This is a genomic window from Mesorhizobium sp. WSM4842, from assembly GCF_055901575.1.
This window is the reverse complement of record NZ_CM148372.1, coordinates 1,201,223-1,215,730: the sequence shown is the minus strand read 5'-3', so window position 1 is coordinate 1,215,730 and position 14,508 is coordinate 1,201,223. Positions and strand designations below refer to the sequence as shown.

General features: G+C 64.6%; 17 protein-coding genes and 1 pseudogene. 9 read left to right on the top strand and 9 right to left on the bottom strand.

All coding sequences use genetic code 11. The annotated features are described in order from the left end of the window. Positions 1-40 precede the first annotated feature (40 nt). Complete coding sequence (locus tag AC0NIE_RS05705; protein ID WP_473486007.1) at positions 41-472, bottom strand: winged helix-turn-helix transcriptional regulator; 432 nt, start codon at positions 470-472, stop codon at positions 41-43. Positions 473-678: 206 nt separating this feature from the next. Here AC0NIE_RS05705 and AC0NIE_RS05700 point away from each other — a divergent pair, with 206 nt between their 5' ends. Together AC0NIE_RS05700 and AC0NIE_RS05695 are read left to right on the top strand one after the other, a co-directional pair. Further along, entirely contained in the window at positions 679-1,035 is a 357-nt protein-coding gene (locus AC0NIE_RS05700) for a hypothetical protein (protein WP_473485900.1), read from the top strand. Positions 1,036-1,129: 94 nt separating this feature from the next. Further along, complete coding sequence (locus tag AC0NIE_RS05695; RefSeq protein ID WP_473485901.1) at positions 1,130-1,945, top strand: oxidoreductase; 816 nt, start codon at positions 1,130-1,132, stop codon at positions 1,943-1,945. A 64-nt stretch (positions 1,946-2,009) separates the two neighbouring features. Here the strand turns inward: AC0NIE_RS05695 and AC0NIE_RS05690 are convergent, their stop codons facing one another. From AC0NIE_RS05690 to hemC, 6 genes are all read right to left on the bottom strand, one after another. Continuing rightward, positions 2,010-2,726 carry a glutamine amidotransferase gene (locus tag AC0NIE_RS05690; RefSeq protein ID WP_473485902.1) on the bottom strand — a complete coding sequence of 239 codons (717 nt, stop codon included), beginning with the start codon at positions 2,724-2,726 and terminating at the stop codon, positions 2,010-2,012. An 11-nt stretch (positions 2,727-2,737) separates the two neighbouring features. Further along, positions 2,738-3,217: a tellurite resistance TerB family protein gene (locus AC0NIE_RS05685; protein ID WP_123148843.1), complete on the bottom strand. Its 480-nt coding sequence runs from the start codon at positions 3,215-3,217 to the stop codon at positions 2,738-2,740. Positions 3,218-3,262: 45 nt separating this feature from the next. Further along, positions 3,263-4,843 carry a heme biosynthesis HemY N-terminal domain-containing protein gene (locus AC0NIE_RS05680; RefSeq protein WP_473485903.1) on the bottom strand — a complete coding sequence of 527 codons (1,581 nt, stop codon included), beginning with the start codon at positions 4,841-4,843 and terminating at the stop codon, positions 3,263-3,265. Positions 4,844-4,853: 10 nt separating this feature from the next. Continuing rightward, positions 4,854-6,338, bottom strand: a complete 1,485-nt coding sequence (locus tag AC0NIE_RS05675; RefSeq protein WP_473485904.1) for a COG4223 family protein — start codon at positions 6,336-6,338, stop codon at positions 4,854-4,856. A 91-nt stretch (positions 6,339-6,429) separates the two neighbouring features. Next, positions 6,430-7,146, bottom strand: coding sequence for a uroporphyrinogen-III synthase (locus tag AC0NIE_RS05670; protein WP_473485905.1), 717 nt, complete (start codon positions 7,144-7,146; stop codon positions 6,430-6,432). 1 nt (position 7,147) lies between these two features. Then, the gene (gene hemC, locus AC0NIE_RS05665; RefSeq protein ID WP_473485906.1) at positions 7,148-8,074 is read right to left on the bottom strand and encodes a hydroxymethylbilane synthase; all 927 of its coding nucleotides are present in this window, start codon (positions 8,072-8,074) and stop codon (positions 7,148-7,150) included. A 104-nt stretch (positions 8,075-8,178) separates the two neighbouring features. On the opposite strand from hemC, the gene tsaD reads away from it, so the two are divergent. The 6 genes and pseudogenes from tsaD (at position 8,179) to AC0NIE_RS05635 (ending at position 12,356) form a co-directional block, all read left to right on the top strand. After that, entirely contained in the window at positions 8,179-9,264 is a 1,086-nt protein-coding gene (gene tsaD / locus AC0NIE_RS05660; protein ID WP_473486008.1) for a tRNA (adenosine(37)-N6)-threonylcarbamoyltransferase complex transferase subunit TsaD, read from the top strand. Further along, positions 9,261-10,271 carry an NAD(P)H-dependent glycerol-3-phosphate dehydrogenase gene (locus AC0NIE_RS05655; RefSeq protein WP_473485907.1) on the top strand — a complete coding sequence of 337 codons (1,011 nt, stop codon included), beginning with the start codon at positions 9,261-9,263 and terminating at the stop codon, positions 10,269-10,271. The genes tsaD and AC0NIE_RS05655 overlap by 4 nt, the downstream gene beginning before the upstream one ends. A 25-nt stretch (positions 10,272-10,296) precedes the next feature. Next, positions 10,297-10,593: a YciI-like protein gene (locus tag AC0NIE_RS05650; protein WP_123148836.1), complete on the top strand. Its 297-nt coding sequence runs from the start codon at positions 10,297-10,299 to the stop codon at positions 10,591-10,593. A 127-nt stretch (positions 10,594-10,720) separates the two neighbouring features. After that, positions 10,721-11,146: an EVE domain-containing protein gene (locus AC0NIE_RS05645; protein WP_095495571.1), complete on the top strand. Its 426-nt coding sequence runs from the start codon at positions 10,721-10,723 to the stop codon at positions 11,144-11,146. 53 nt (positions 11,147-11,199) lie between these two features. Next, entirely contained in the window at positions 11,200-11,799 is a 600-nt protein-coding gene (locus AC0NIE_RS05640) for a class I SAM-dependent methyltransferase (protein WP_473486009.1), read from the top strand. A 134-nt stretch (positions 11,800-11,933) separates the two neighbouring features. Beyond that, positions 11,934-12,356 (top strand): annotated as a pseudogene (locus AC0NIE_RS05635) (DUF1761 domain-containing protein). A 136-nt stretch (positions 12,357-12,492) separates the two neighbouring features. On the opposite strand, the gene gcvA reads toward AC0NIE_RS05635, so the two are convergent. Further along, a complete protein-coding gene (gene gcvA, locus AC0NIE_RS05630) occupies positions 12,493-13,428 on the bottom strand; it encodes a transcriptional regulator GcvA (protein WP_473486010.1) in 936 nt (311 codons plus the stop codon). Between the two features lie 163 nt (positions 13,429-13,591). Between gcvA and AC0NIE_RS05625 the strand changes: the two genes are divergently transcribed. Further along, positions 13,592-13,828 carry a hypothetical protein gene (locus AC0NIE_RS05625; protein WP_473485908.1) on the top strand — a complete coding sequence of 79 codons (237 nt, stop codon included), beginning with the start codon at positions 13,592-13,594 and terminating at the stop codon, positions 13,826-13,828. A gap of 83 nt (positions 13,829-13,911) precedes the next feature. Here the strand turns inward: AC0NIE_RS05625 and AC0NIE_RS05620 are convergent, their stop codons facing one another. Beyond that, on the bottom strand, positions 13,912-14,508 hold the full coding sequence (locus AC0NIE_RS05620) for a L,D-transpeptidase family protein (protein ID WP_473485909.1): 597 nt from the start codon (positions 14,506-14,508) through the stop codon (positions 13,912-13,914).

The following is a 14,508-nucleotide window of genomic DNA, read 5'->3' as shown; positions in this document are numbered from 1 at the left end:
GACCCCGCCACGTCTCAGCACTCATCGATCGGGAAGGATGCTATTCGGGTGTAGCAACGCGAATCGCGCGGGTGCCGATCTTTGCCCCTGTGACGGCATCCACGGCCACCGGCTCGATTTCTGCTCCTGTCTCAGCGTCGATATATCGCGCCAACCTGCCTTCGCCACGGTACTGGCGTCCCCACGCACCCAGTAAGATCAGCACCGGCAAGAAATCGCGTCCGGCGGCGGTCAGCACGTACTCATCGCGCGGAGGCCGCTCCGAGTAGCGTCGCTTTTCCAGAAGTCCCTCCTCCGTCAGCGTCGCCAGCCGCCGGGTCAGGATGGTTGGGGCGATGCCCAGACTTTTCCGGAATTCATCGAAGCGGGTGAGGCCCAGGCTCGCGTCGCGAAGGATCAACATGCGCCACGCATCGCCGACGCAGGTCAGGCCGCGGGCGATCGGGCAAGAGGCATCGCAAAGATTTTTCATGTTCATATCATTTTGATAGTGACTTCATATCGAAATGATAGTAACATCCTTTTGAAATGCAATCCAGCACAAAGAAAGGAGTGAATTCCATGAACAGGACCAACCTTGGCGTCCCCCATCCGGAACGCAACCGTCAGCGCGTGCAATCGGCACATCATGTCGCCGCGGGCCAGCCGAAATCGGCATCATCCAAACGGAGCGTCGCAATGATCAACCTCATCGGTGGCGTGGCGGCATTCTTCCTGGCCGCGTCTCCGTTGCATGCCGGCGAGCTGTCGGTCATGGCCGGGGAGAGTATCGATCTCGGCGGTTTTCGCGGCGTGTTGCACTACACCGACGAAAATGACGGCTATCGGGTGATCGCAACGATAGCCGATGGTGAGGCCGGGCTCCCGGTGCGCTTCTCGGCCACGCTCGCCGAAGGACAGTCGGCTACGATATCCGTGCCGCGGAAATTGGGCGAACCTGAGCAAAGCCTCGAGATTTCGCGCGCCGGCGACAAACTTACCGTCACCGAGTTGGGGTCGGTGTCCAACCAGCGAACTGGGGCCCTTGCCGAGTAATGCCGCTCATCGGATCGCCGGGGCGTGCGCCACATCTCCATTTGGCGCGCATGCCTGCAGCCGCCAATCCAACACAAAGAAAGAAGTGATTTCCATGAACAAGACCAATCCTGGCGTCGCCCTGGTGACAGGGGCATCCACCGGCATCGGGCGCGCAACGGCCATTGCTTTGCAAACCGCCGGCTTTCGCGTGTTCGGCACCAGCCGTCGCGCGATCGCCGAACGATCCGACGGCGTTACCATGCTGACCTGCGACGTCACCGATGACGCGTCGGTGGCGAAACTGGTCGATGACGTGTTGGCCGAGGCCGGGCGTATCGACCTGCTCGTCAACAATGCCGGCATCGGCCTGCTCGGCGGCGCAGAGGAGTCCTCGACCACTCAGGCTCGGGCGCTGTTCGACGTGAACGTCTTCGGCGTGCTCCGCGTGACCAACGCGGTCCTGCCGACAATGCGCCGTCAAGGAACCGGCAGGATCGTCAATTTGAGTTCAGTATTGGGGTTAATCCCAGCACCCTATTCCGCGCTCTATGCGTCGACCAAACATGCCATCGAAGGTTATTCCGAATCGCTCGACCACGAACTGCGCCCTTTCGGAATTCGCGTCGTGCTGGTCGAGCCCGCCTATACCCGGACGTCGTTTGAGGAAAATCTCGCCAGGCCGGACCAGTTGCTTGATATCTATGACGCTGCGCGCGCTGGCATGGATGTGATCCTGCGCAAAGCGATCGAAACAGGCGATGCTCCCGAAATCGTAGCCGAGACGGTCTTGAAGGCTGCGACCGATCCCGCTCCGAAGAGGCGCTATGCGGCGGGAAAAATGGCGCGCCAGGTCAGTTTCCTGCGCCGTTTCGTCCCGGCATCCGCATTCGACAAGAGCCTGCGAAAGCAGAACGGGCTGCCGGTCTGACGTCGACATCGACGTCCTGCTTCGGTCGAACCGGCAGGCCACAGCAGACTGCTGTCGCACGACATCAGGACAGTGCGGGCTTGCCGAAAATCGTCTGCAGGAATTCGCCGAGCCAGCGTTTGAGATGCATGTCCCAGATCAGCCGGCCGCCGAGATGGTCGCGGCCGGGCTGCGCGCCGGGCAACTCGAAGCGATGCGCGCCGCGAACGACCCAGCGCTGCATCATCGCCCTGGTCAGTTCGCCATGGAACTGGATGCCCCAGGCATTGTCGCCATAACGAAAGGCCTGGTTGGGATAGGTTTCGGCCGTCGCCAGCAGCGTCGCGTCCTTCGGCAGCGAGAAGCCCTCGCGGTGAAACTGGTAGACCATCTCAGGCCAGTGCATCAGCTTCTTGCCGTCCTCCGTCGCCTTCAGCGGATACCAGCCGATCTCAACCAGCCCCTCGCCATGACCCTCGACCTTGCCGCCAAGGTGGTTGACCAGCATCTGCGCGCCGAGGCAGATGCCGAGCAACGGCCGGTTCTCCCTGAGCGGAACTTTCAGCCAGTCGGTCTCGCGGCGGACAAAATCGTCCTCGTCATTGGCGCTCATCGGTCCGCCGAACACCACGGTTCCGGCGTGACCGTCCAGTGTTTCCGGCAAGGTGTCGCCGAGCGGCGGGCAGCGGAGATCGAGGTCGAAGCCTTCTTCGATAAGCATGTGGCCGACGCGCCCGGGGCTCGAACTCTCCTGATGCAGCACGATCAGGATTTTTGGTCTCGGCCTCGGCATGGATGGCATCGGGATCCCGTCTATTCGTCGCTCGACGTTCCAGTGGCGCCCGGCGCTTCGGCGGCCGCCTTGCGGCGTGCCTCGACGCGGTCATGGCGTTCGACATCCATCAGCTCGGCGACCCGCCAGACGATATTGTCCTCGAGTTCGTGCAATTCGCCATCGGCATAGACGATCTCCCACATCAGGCCGATGAAGGCTTTTCGCGCGTCTGGATCGAGCTGGCGCTTCAACACGCTGGTGAAGGCGTAGAGGTCGATTGCCTCATTGTCGGCCCGCTCGCCGGCAGCGGCAAGCGCGTCGAGTTCGTCGCCGCTGATCGAATAGCTTTCCGCCAGAACTGCCTTGAACCGCTCCCATTCGGCATCCTGACGCACGCCGTCGGCACTCATCACATGGTAGAGAAGGGCGGAAGCGGCAACGCGCGGATCATCGGCGTCGTTGCGGGCGCTGCCAGCTGCCGGCAGGTCCTTCAGAAACGACAGAACGCGTTCGAACATGTGATTCTTACTTCCCATCGGCCAAAACTAGCAAGCTCAGCCAAATCAGAACAATCGAAATTTGCGTGGTGATTTTTGGTCTTCGTCGTCCGGATCGACGCCGGGGTCGTCGGGCAGCCGGGCCAGTTCCTCCGCCGGTTCGACGGCTTCCGCATCCGTCGCGGTGACCGGCGTAACATCGTCTTCGCCGCTTTCCGATGCCGTCGCGGTGGCCGGTCTTTCGGCCGAACCAGCGGGGTTCAGCTCGATCACATTTTCCTTTGCCGGCTTGATGGGCGCCGCAATGGTCGGCACCGCGGCGTCCGGCGCGTCCTCGTCACTGTCGATGAGCTGGCCGAGCCGCTCCATCGGCGCCCGCCACTCGAAGGCGTCGAGCTTGCCGGTGATCGGCGACACCGGCGCCCAGCGTTCGGAGACGACGCCGTCGGCAACCCAGGCCGGATCGCGCGGAGCACGCACTGCCTTGGACAAAAGCTGCCGCACCTTGCCCTGATCGCCGGTCTCGGCCTCCTCGATGTCGGCCAGAAGCAGATAGGCGCCTTCGCGGCGATCCATGCGAATGGCCGCCTCGGCCTCTTTACGGGCGGTTGAAAAGTCCTGCGCGTCGAGCGCGGCGCGCGCCACCGCCAGCGAGGATTCGGCGTGGTTCTTCTTCATCTCCTGCAGGTTCTTCGCCCGGTTCAGGCGGTCGAGCACGGCATCGCCCGGCCGAGCGTGTGTGTAAAGCTCGGCGATCTCCGGATGCGGCTCGGCTTTCCACGCCGCTTCGAGTATCTTCGCGCCCTTGCGCACGTCGTTCTGCCTGAACAGCAGTTTGGCTGCGACGACCGCCGCCGGGGCGAAATCCGGCCGCAGCCGGTTGGCCTCGAGAGCAGTGGTTTTGGCGGCATTGGGATCGCTGTCGATCAGCGACTGCGCCTTTGCGGTGAGCAGCACGGCGCGACGCCGGTTGGCGGCGTCGCGCTCGATCTGGCGCGTCGATTTCTGCGCGTCGACCAGTTTCAGCGCGCCATCCCAGTCGCCGCGTCCGGTCAGGTCTTCCAGCGTCGATTCGGCGGCCCAGGCCAGCTGCGGCGCCATCACCGCGGCGCGGCCGGCATAGTGCCGCGCTGCGTTGCGATCGCCGAGGCGCTCGGCCTCGAGATAAAGACCACGCAGGCCGAGCAGCCGCATTTCCGGATCGTCGAGCATGGTCTCGAACTTTTCGCGCGCACCCTCGTGGTCGCCTTCGAGCAGCGAGGCTTGCGCCTCCAGCAATTGGATCAGCGGCTCCTGGTCGGAGCGGATCAGCTTTGCCGCTTCCTTGGTCTTCTTGCGGGCAAGCGCCCCGTCACCGGCGCCGGCGGCGATCATGCCGGTCGACAGTGCCTGATAGCCACGATCGCGACGGCGCACGCGGAAATAACGCGAGATGGTGTAGGGACTGTTCCACAGCGCCTTGAGCAGCCACCAGACGATCATCACCGCGGCAACCACGGCGACAACCGCCACCGCCGCCACCATCAGGCTGACCTGGTACTGATAGCCGCTGAAGGTGACGACCATCTCGCCCGGCCGGTCGGCCAACCAGGCGAAACCCAGGCCGAGCGCGAAAACGACGGCGAGGAAAAGCAGAATGCGAATCATCGGGTTTTCCTCACGCCTTCATCGCACCTGATATCAGCGCGTCGACCTGCTTCTCGACCTCGGTCCGCGCCTTCAATTTGCCGGCAAAATCGGCGCCGGCAGCCTTCACCGCCTCGGGCAGCGTATCGTATTCGCTGAGCGCCTTGGCGTAGTCGCCCTGGTTGACCGCCACCTCCACGCGGGCGACGGTTTCCGGAGCACCAGCGCCTTCGACGGCACCGATCGGCCTGACCTTGACCAGCGATTCGGCGCTCGACAGCAGGCTTTGCAGGAAGCCGGCATTCTGGTCGACGGGCTCGGAGGCAGCGACCATGGCATTGGCGGCGGCAGGCATTTCGGCGGCGATCTCCGCACGGGTCGGAACGCCCTTTTCGGCGTAGGCACGTAAGCCTGCGATCTCTGGCGCATCCGGTGAAATCGCCGCAAAGGTTTCGAGTTCGGCGGCGAATGGCGCACCGCGGTCGAGGGCTGCCTTCAGCGCCGATGCGGCGATGGCGAGCGCAACCTTCGGCTGCCCGGCCTGTGCTTCGACCTTGCCGGAAAGCTGCGCCACCGACTGTTCCAGCGCCGCAAGCCGGCGGTCCTGTGCCGTCGCCGTCTCACCCGCGGATTTTATCGCCGCGTCGAGCCCGGCCAGCCTTTCGTTGACCGGCCCGAGATCGACCGGCGCCGTATTGCCGGCCTGGCCAAGCGCAGCGACCGCCGTCTCGATCTGCCTGACCTTGTCGCCAAGCGCTGCAAGCCCGGCAGTGTCGCCTGCTCCGCCCTGCTCGACCGCCGATTTCAGCGCCGCGACATCCGTCTTGACCTGATCCAGCGCCGACGCCAGCCCGTCCACCTTGGCCGACGCATCACTGTTGCCGGCTGTGTCCTTGAGCCCGGCGATCTCGCTCTTCAGCGAAGCGATTTCGCCATTGACGCCATCGAGCGACACGCCGCCCGAGGAGACATCGCCAGCTCCTGGCGCGCCGAGCAGGCCCGCAAACTGCAGCCCTCCAGCGGCAGCGAGCGCGATGACGCCGCCGATAATGCCGGCAGCGATGCCGTTGATGCCGCCACGCTTCGGCCGCGCTGCCATGTCTTCATTTCCTGTCTGGGTTTCTTTCGGCGCTTCATCGGTCCCGCTGCCGGTCTTGGCGGATGCGTCGTCGAAACTGTAGTCGAAGGCCCGGTTCGCCGATGCCTCCGAGCCGGCCGGATAAGTCGGTTTGGGTCCTCCGGGACCTTTGGCGCCGCCCTCTGCCGGCTCTTCCGAGCCGGCCGGCGGGGCCGCGTCGGCATGTTCCCACGGCTCGATGTCGGTCTGATCGGCATGCACGGGTTCTTCAGGCGCTTCCGGCTGCGACGCGTTTGCCGCTTCCTCCGCCTTCGCCTCGTCGGTCCGCCCGTTGGCGGCATCCTCGTCGGCAACGCGCGAGACAGCGCCCGGTTCGAGCTCGATGGTCACCGGCTCGCGACGGCTTTTTGAATGCCGCATCTTCGGCGTCTTGACCATGCTTGGGCTCCGCAAAATTCGCTTCGGGATGGTTCAGGAAGGGTCTAGCACATCACCAAGCGGTGAAAAGGGGCGGCGTGATGACACGGGGTCAACGCCACGTCCGCAAAAGCTCCAGCAGTGCCTCCTCGCTGGGATCCGGCGCAACGCGGAGCTTTCCTGAGGCGACAGTTTCCAAGGCTGCGGCAATACGTCCGGATAGCGCGAAAAACCATGTCTCTTCAAAAAGATCGCGCAGCGCCGGCCGTTCGGTCAGGGCCTGCATCGCTGCCGCCGCCTTGGCCGAATAGAGCAGCACCGCTTCAACCGGCTGGCCGGACAGGCGCGCAAGGATTGCAGCGTCCAAATAGCTTGGCGCAACGGTGTCGTAGGTCTCGATGGCGCGGACGTGGACATCCGCGGCCTTCAGCCGCGCCTCGAACGCCGGAAACCGCACCCGTCCGCACAGATAGATGATCGTCTTTGCCATGAAGCCGCCGGCAAGCGCATCGGCCAGCGCCTCGGCATCGCCGGGGCCTTCGCTGACGGACAGGAATCCCGCCGTGCGGGCCGATTCCGCTGTCCGTCTGCCGACTGCATGGCAGGGCAAGGCGGCCAGCGCCGCGATGATTTCCTTCGGCGCATGGCGCACAGCATTGGCGCTGGTGACCGCAACGGCGGCGGCACTGATTGCGATCCCGTCCGCATCGACCGGCAGAGCCACCGTTTCGGTCAATGGCAGCAGGATCGGCTGATAGCCCTGGTCTCGCAGCCGCTGTGCCGTGCGCGAGGCGCCCGGTTCCGGCCTCGTCACCAGGACGCGAACCATGTCAGGCCCAGCCGTCGAAGAATTTTTCGCCGGCCTTTGCCCGCACGGTCCTGGCCGCGTGTTCGCCGATGCGCGCGGCATCCTGCGCCGGGCCTTCCGCCCTGACCTCATGGGATTGCCTGCCGTCCGGCGAGATGATCAGCCCGGCGAAGAAAACCGTTCCGCCCGTTATCGTCGCATGGCCGGCGATTGGCGTGCGGCACGACCCGTCGAGCGCCGCAAGGAAGGCGCGTTCGCAGGCCAGCGCCTGCCCGGTCGGCACGTCGTGGATTGCCGTCAGCATCTTTTCCACATCGCGATCGCCGATGCGGCTTTCGATGCAGATCGCGCCTTGCCCAGGCGCCGGCGGAAAGGTGTCGAGCGGCATCAGGTCGGTGACGACATTTTCGAGCCCGAGCCGCTTCAGCCCGGCATAGGCGAGGATGGTACCGTCGGCGACGCCCTCGTCGAGCTTGCGCAGCCGTGTCTGCACATTGCCGCGGAACATCACCACGTCGAGGTCCGGCCGCATCCGCCGGATCAGTGCCTGGCGCCTGAGCGACGACGAGCCGACCTTCGCGCCGTGCGGCAATCCGGCGATCGTTTTCGCCGCCTTGCCGACGAAAGCATCGCGGGCATCCTCGCGCGGCAGGAAGGCGGCCAGTTCCAGCCCGTCGGGCAACACCGTCGGCATGTCCTTCGACGAATGCACTGCGATATCGATGCGGCGCGCCAGCAGCGCGTCCTCGATCTCCTTGGTGAACAGCCCCTTGCCGCCGGCTTCCGCCAGCGGCCGGTCCTGGATGCGGTCGCCGCTGGTCGAGATGACGACCACCTCGAACGCCTCAACCGGCATGCCGTGCGCCGCCATCAGCCGCGCCTGCGTTTCATGCGCCTGCGCCAGCGCCAGCGGGCTGCCGCGTGTTCCGATTTTCAACGTTGTTTGCATGGCGCGCCGTCCGTGATAACCCCCGGCAGATTGAGGCCGTTTTCCCGGCTTTCTCCTAACGGGGAAAGGCTGGTTGCACAATCTCTAGGGATGGCGACGAATTGATCCGCGTTCTGGGCATTGAGACGAGTTGCGACGAGACCGCCGCCAGCGTGGTAGCGCTGGACGCCGGCGGCGCACCCAAAATCCTGTCAGATATCGTGCTCAGCCAGATCGAGGAGCATGCCGCCTTTGGCGGCGTCGTGCCGGAAATCGCCGCGCGCGCCCATGTCGAGGCGCTGGACGGCATCATCGAGGCAGCGCTCGCCGATTCGGGCGTCGAACTCGCCGACATCGACGCAATCGCCGCGACTGCCGGCCCCGGCCTGGTCGGCGGGCTGATCGTCGGGCTGATGACGGCGAAAGCCATTGCCGCGGCCGCAAACAAGCCGCTGATCGCAATCAACCACCTCGAAGGCCATGCGCTGACCGCGCGGCTGACCGACGGGCTCGACTTTCCCTACTTGTTGCTGCTGGTTTCCGGCGGTCACACGCAGATCGTCGCGGTGCGCGGCGTCGGCGACTACCAGCGCTGGGCGACGACCATCGACGATGCGCTCGGCGAAGCCTTCGACAAGACGGCCAAGATGCTCGGCCTGCCCTATCCCGGTGGACCGAACGTCGAGAAGGCGGCGGCGACCGGCGACGCCGCGCGCTTCGCCTTCCCGCGGCCAATGAAAGGCTCGGCGCAGCCCGATTTCTCCTTTTCCGGGCTGAAGACCGCCGTGCGCCAGGCGGCGACGGCCATCGCCCCATTGAGCGACCAGGACGTCGCCGACATCTGCGCCTCGTTCCAGGCGGCGGTGGCGGATGCGCTGGACGATCGTGTTGCGAGGGCGCTGAACCGATTCCGTCAGGAATTTCCAGGCGAACTGAAGCCTGCGCTCGTTGTTGCCGGCGGCGTCGCCGCCAACCGGACGATCAAGACGACGCTCGAAGCCCTGTGCGAGAAAGCCGGCTTTGCTTTTGTCGCGCCGCCGCTCAAACTCTGCACCGACAATGCCGCGATGATCGCCTGGGCCGGCATCGAACGGCTGCGCGCCGGCATCGCGGGTGAAAACGCCGCCGATTTCGTGCCGCGCTCGCGCTGGCCGCTGGACAGCATCTCTGCCCCGATGGTCGGTTCGGGCCGGCGTGGGGCCAAGGCATGACCGGCAGCGAGCACAAGGCGCCAAGCGGCTGGCGCATTGCCGTGCTCGGCGGCGGTGCCTGGGGCACGGCGCTGGCGCTGGCCATGTTGCGAGCCGGTCATTTCGTCCGCCTCTATGCGCGCGACCCGGAGACCGTCGCCGCGATCGACCGTGGCGAAAATCCGCGCTATCTGCCGGGCATCGCGCTCCAGGCCGGCATCGTGGCGACAAACGACATCGAGGCCGCGCTCGACGGCGCCGACTGCGTGCTGGCGGTGGCGCCGGCGCAGTCACTGCGCGCCATGCTGACCACCGCGAAAACCCATATGCCCAAAGATGTCCCGCTGGTCCTCTGCGCCAAGGGCATCGAGCGTGACACCGGCGCTTTGCTGTCGGCGATCGTCGACGAGATCCTGCCTAAAAATCCGGTCGCCGCCCTGTCCGGCCCGAGCTTCGCCACCGACGTCGCTAGGGGTCTGCCGACGGCCGTGGTGGTCGCCGCCCGCAACGAGGGTCTGGCGGCCGATCTTGCCGCCCGCTTCTCGGCGCAGAACCTGCGCTGCTATTCGAGCGACGATCTCATCGGCGTCGAGATCGGCGGTGCGCTGAAGAACGTCTTCGCCATTGCCGCCGGCGCGGTCACCGGCGCTGGGCTCGGCGCCAGCGCCCAGGCCGCCATGGTGACGCGAGGCTTTGTCGAATTGCGCCGCATCGGTGCTGCCTTCGGCGCCAGGCCCGAAACGCTGATGGGGCTTTCCGGGCTCGGCGATCTGCTGCTGACCTGCTCGTCCGCCCAGTCGCGCAATTTCGCCTACGGGCTGGCGCTGGGGCAAGGCAAGCCGCTTGCCGGGCTGCGCTTGGCCGAAGGCGTGCCGACGGCGGCGATCGCCGCCCGCATCGCCACCGAACGCAAGATCGACGCGCCGATCATCGCCGCCGTCGCCGCCATACTGGACGGCACGATCACCATCCGGCAGGCTGTGTCGGCGCTGATGACAAGGCCGCTGAAGACCGAAAGCGACGTGTAACCTCGAACGATCCGGAGATGGAAAGATGCTGTTTGCTTTGATTTGCAAGGACAGGGCCGGACGCCTGCAGGTGCGGCTGGATACGCGGCCCGAGCATGTTGCCTTCCTGGAAGGATTGAACGGCGAGAAGAAGCTGGCCTTCGCCGGTCCGTTCCTCGACACCGACGGCAAGCCGAACGGCAGCCTCGTCGTGGTCGAGGCGCCCGATCTGGCCGCGGCAGAGGCGCTATCGGCAGCAGACCCCTACGCCAAGGCCGGGCTGTTCGAAAGCGTCGAAATCCGGCAATGGAATTGGACCTTCAACAAGCCGGCGAGCGCATGACCCCGAAAATCGGAATCGATTTTCGGAAAGGATCATGCGCAAAATCAAATTGCCACAGCGTCCTTTGCGCGTCTGAAAGACGCGCGGCGCTGTGGCTGATTTCCAGCCGCCGGGAGGAGCAAAAACGATGAACTACTGGCTGTTCAAATCCGAACCCTCGGTCTTCTCCTTCGAGGACCTCAAGGCGAAGGGCAAGGCCGGCACGCAGTGGGACGGCGTGCGCAACTATGCGGCGCGCAACAACATGAAGGCGATGCAGATCGGCGATCTCGGCTTCTTCTATCACTCCAACGACGGGCTCGATGTGGTCGGCATCGTCGAGGTCTGCGCGCTGGCCCATCAGGACACCACTACTGACGATCCGCGCTGGGAATGCGTCGATATCCGCGCCGTCAAGGATGTGCCGAAGCCGGTGACGCTGGAGCAGGTCAAGGCCAATCCCAAGCTTGCCGAGATGGCACTGGTCCGGCTCGGACGGCTTTCCGTACAGCCGGTGACGCCGGCCGAATGGAAAGAGGTCTGCCGCATGGGCGGCCTGACGCCGGCTCCGTGACGGCGCTGACGCCAAACAGCGCGAAAAGCTTCATCCTCGACAACACGGCGCTGATGGCGCCGCCGCATGTGCCGGAGATCCTGCTGCATCTGGCCGACGAGGCGCATGAATTGTGGCAGCGGACCGAGGACGAACTGGCCGAAATCGGCCTGCCGCCGCCTTTCTGGGCCTTCGCCTGGGCCGGCGGCCAAGGCCTTGCCCGCTACATCCTCGACAATCCGGCTGATGTGCAGGGCAAGCGCGTGCTCGACTTTGCCTCCGGTTCCGGCCTTGTCGCCATTGCGGCGGCGAGGGCCGGCGCGGCAGAGGTGATCGCCGCCGACATCGACCCGTTCTGCGCAACCGCGATCCGCCTCAACGCCGAGGCCAATGATGTCGGGATAAAGTTCCTCGGCTCGGACTGCATCGGAACCGATGCGGGTTGGGATGTGGTTCTGGCCGGCGACGTCTTCTACGATAAATCCTTCGCCGACCGGCTTATGCCATGGTTCGCGACGCTGAAGGCGCGCGGCGCCGACATCCTCGTTGGCGATCCCGGCCGCTCCTATCTGCCGAAGACGGGGCTGGAACCGCTTGCCGTCTATGAAGTGGCGGTAACCCGGGCGCTGGAAGATGCCCTGGTCAAGCGCACGACCGTCTGGCGGTTTGCTTGACGGCGCCGCCGAACGGGCGTTCCATCACGCATCGATTTTGAGAATACGCATGTCGTCGTCCCAAAACCGCTGGGCACCCCCGGTTCGGGCCCGGGGGCGTGCTTTTGGGCGACATGCTTCCTAGGAGGGAGATCATGGATTTTTCAGCAGTGAACTGGCTGGCCGTGATCATCGCCGCCGTGGTGGCGTGGTTGTTCGGCGCTGCCTGATACATGGGCCTGAGCAAGCCGTGGCTCAAGGCCGCCAAGCTTGATCCGGCGACCATGAGTAAATCGCCGCTGCCCTTCGTCATCAGCTTCATCGCGGAACTTGTCATGGCGCTCGTCATGTCTCTGGTCATTGGAGCGATGACCGGTGGCGAACCGAGCCTCGTTGCCGGGCTCGTCTTCGGCTTCGTTCTCTGGCTCGGATTCGTCGCCACCACGCTATCCGTCAATCATCGCTACCAAGGTTTCGGCTGGGATCTGACCATCATCGACTGCGGCCACTGGCTTGGCGTGCTGCTGATCATCGGCGCGGTGATCGGCTGGTTCGGCGCGGCGGAAGTCGCCGGCTGACCCTGCCGCCATGAAATAATGCATGTCGCGCAAAAGTGTGCAGCGGTTTTGCGATAACGACATGCATAAAAACAACGACTAAAGCGCGTCGCTTTAGTCGACGACCGCCGACTGGCCACTCAGAGCGACCTAAAGCTCATCCAAGCGTCGGGTCCGGCTGCGGGTTGTGAACTTCGTTCAGGAGCCAATCCCTGAACGCCACGATCCTGGGGTCGTTGGCCGAGGCGATGGGATAGACCAGATGATAGGCGAAGTCGGGCGGAACCTTGATGCCAAGTTCGAAGGGCCGGATCAGCCGGCCCTCGGAAAGGTCGTTTGCCACCATGGCAAAATCGGCGAGTGCGACGGCATTGCCGTCGAGCGCGGCCTGTACGGCGTCGGTCGAGGTGTTGAACACGATTGTCCGGCTGTCGTCGAAATCGTCGACGCCGGCCGCCGCCATCCACATCCGCCAATTCGGCCAGGTCACGCCTTGTCGCGCCCACTCGATATGGGCGAGCGTGTGATGGAAGAGATCGCGTGGCTCGCGCAGCGGGGGGCCGGAGGCCAGCAGGCTGGGGCTGCACACAGGTATGATGACATTTTCGAACAGCCGGTGGGTGCAAAGGCCCGGATATTTTCCCGCGCCGAATCGGATGCCGACATCGACGTCGTCCAGGTCGAAATCGCGCAATTCGGAGGCAATGTCGAAGCGGAGCTCGATGCCCGACCGCTGCTTGCGAAAATCATCGACGCGCCGCATAAGCCATTTTGTCGCGAACTGGGCGTCGAGGGTCACTTTCAGCAGCGCCGTTCCGCGCGCCATCTTGTGCGCCCGTGAGACGGCCCGGCCAAGCAGGTCGAGCGCGTCGGTCGAAGCCTCGAACAGCACCGCGCCCGCCTCCGTCAGCCGAATCGTGCGGCTGGTGCGCGTGAACAGCACGATGCCGAGCTGATCCTCGATTTCCTTGATCTGGTGGCTGACCGCGGCCGGCGTCAGGCCGAGCTCGTCTGCGGCGCGGGTGAAATTGAGGTGCCGGGCCGCCGCCTCCAGCGTCCTCAGTGCACGGGTTCCGGGCAGCAGGCGAGCTATCAGAGTAGGACGAGAAGAGGCCGGTCGAGCATTTCCAATCCTCAAACAAAACTTGAAGATGTAGAGAAAACTACTCGTTTCTCGTTTTAATTTCAATCCGTCATGATGTGACCATCGAACAAACATCAAGCCGGATTTGAAATCCGGAGAAGCGGATTGCACCATGTCTCACATTGCTCTGAGCTCTGAAACCATCCGCCCGGCCTGGCTGCGCACGACGCTTGACTGGTTTCGCCATGCGAAAGTTGCGGTCAACCTCCCGCATGAAAAAGTCGAGGATCTTCCGGACCGCCAATTGCGCGACATCGGCGCCGAACGCAAGGATGTCGCGCACGTGATGGACCGGGAACTCGGCCGGTTGGGTCTGCTCGACATCGGCTGGCAGAGGCCGCGGACGTAGGGGAGTAGGGGAAGCTAAGCGGCGCGTCTGCGCAATCCTGCTGACACTTTCTTATTCCCCTACTGCCCTACTGCCCTACTGCCCTACCTCACCACCCTCATCACCGTGCGGTCCGACAGCAGCGGCAGCAGCCGGGCCATGGTGCGTGCCGTCACCGCGACGCAGCCTTGCGTCGGCGTGAAGCCGGGGCGCGCCAGGTGAAAGAAGATCGCGCTGCCGCGCCCGCGGCGACGCGGCGAAATGTTCCAGTCGAGCACCAGGCAGGCATCATAGAGCCGGTCGGCGCGCAGCATCCGCTCGTGGCTGGCGCCATACGGAATCTTGACCGGACGGTTGTAGTTGCGGTCCTCAGGCACTTCGCACCAGCCGAGATCGGGACCGATCGGCGTCATCGCCAGCCGGGTATTGCGGCCGCCGGAGAAATGATCGTTACGGAAATATCCCGACAGGATCCGCATCGAACCAAGCGGCGTGGCGCCATCGCCTTCGCGTTTGCCGGCCGATATGCCGCCGCGTCCCAGCGCACAGGAAAACACCAGTTTGCCAGCCTGCAGGAGCCCCTGGCTGGCGTGGCCGGGCCGGGCACGCACCGTGAGAACACGAAGCCCTTTTCGCAAAAATGCGCTCGCCTCATTGCACGCGCGTTTTTTCTTGTATGATCGTGCCACGGAACAAATCAT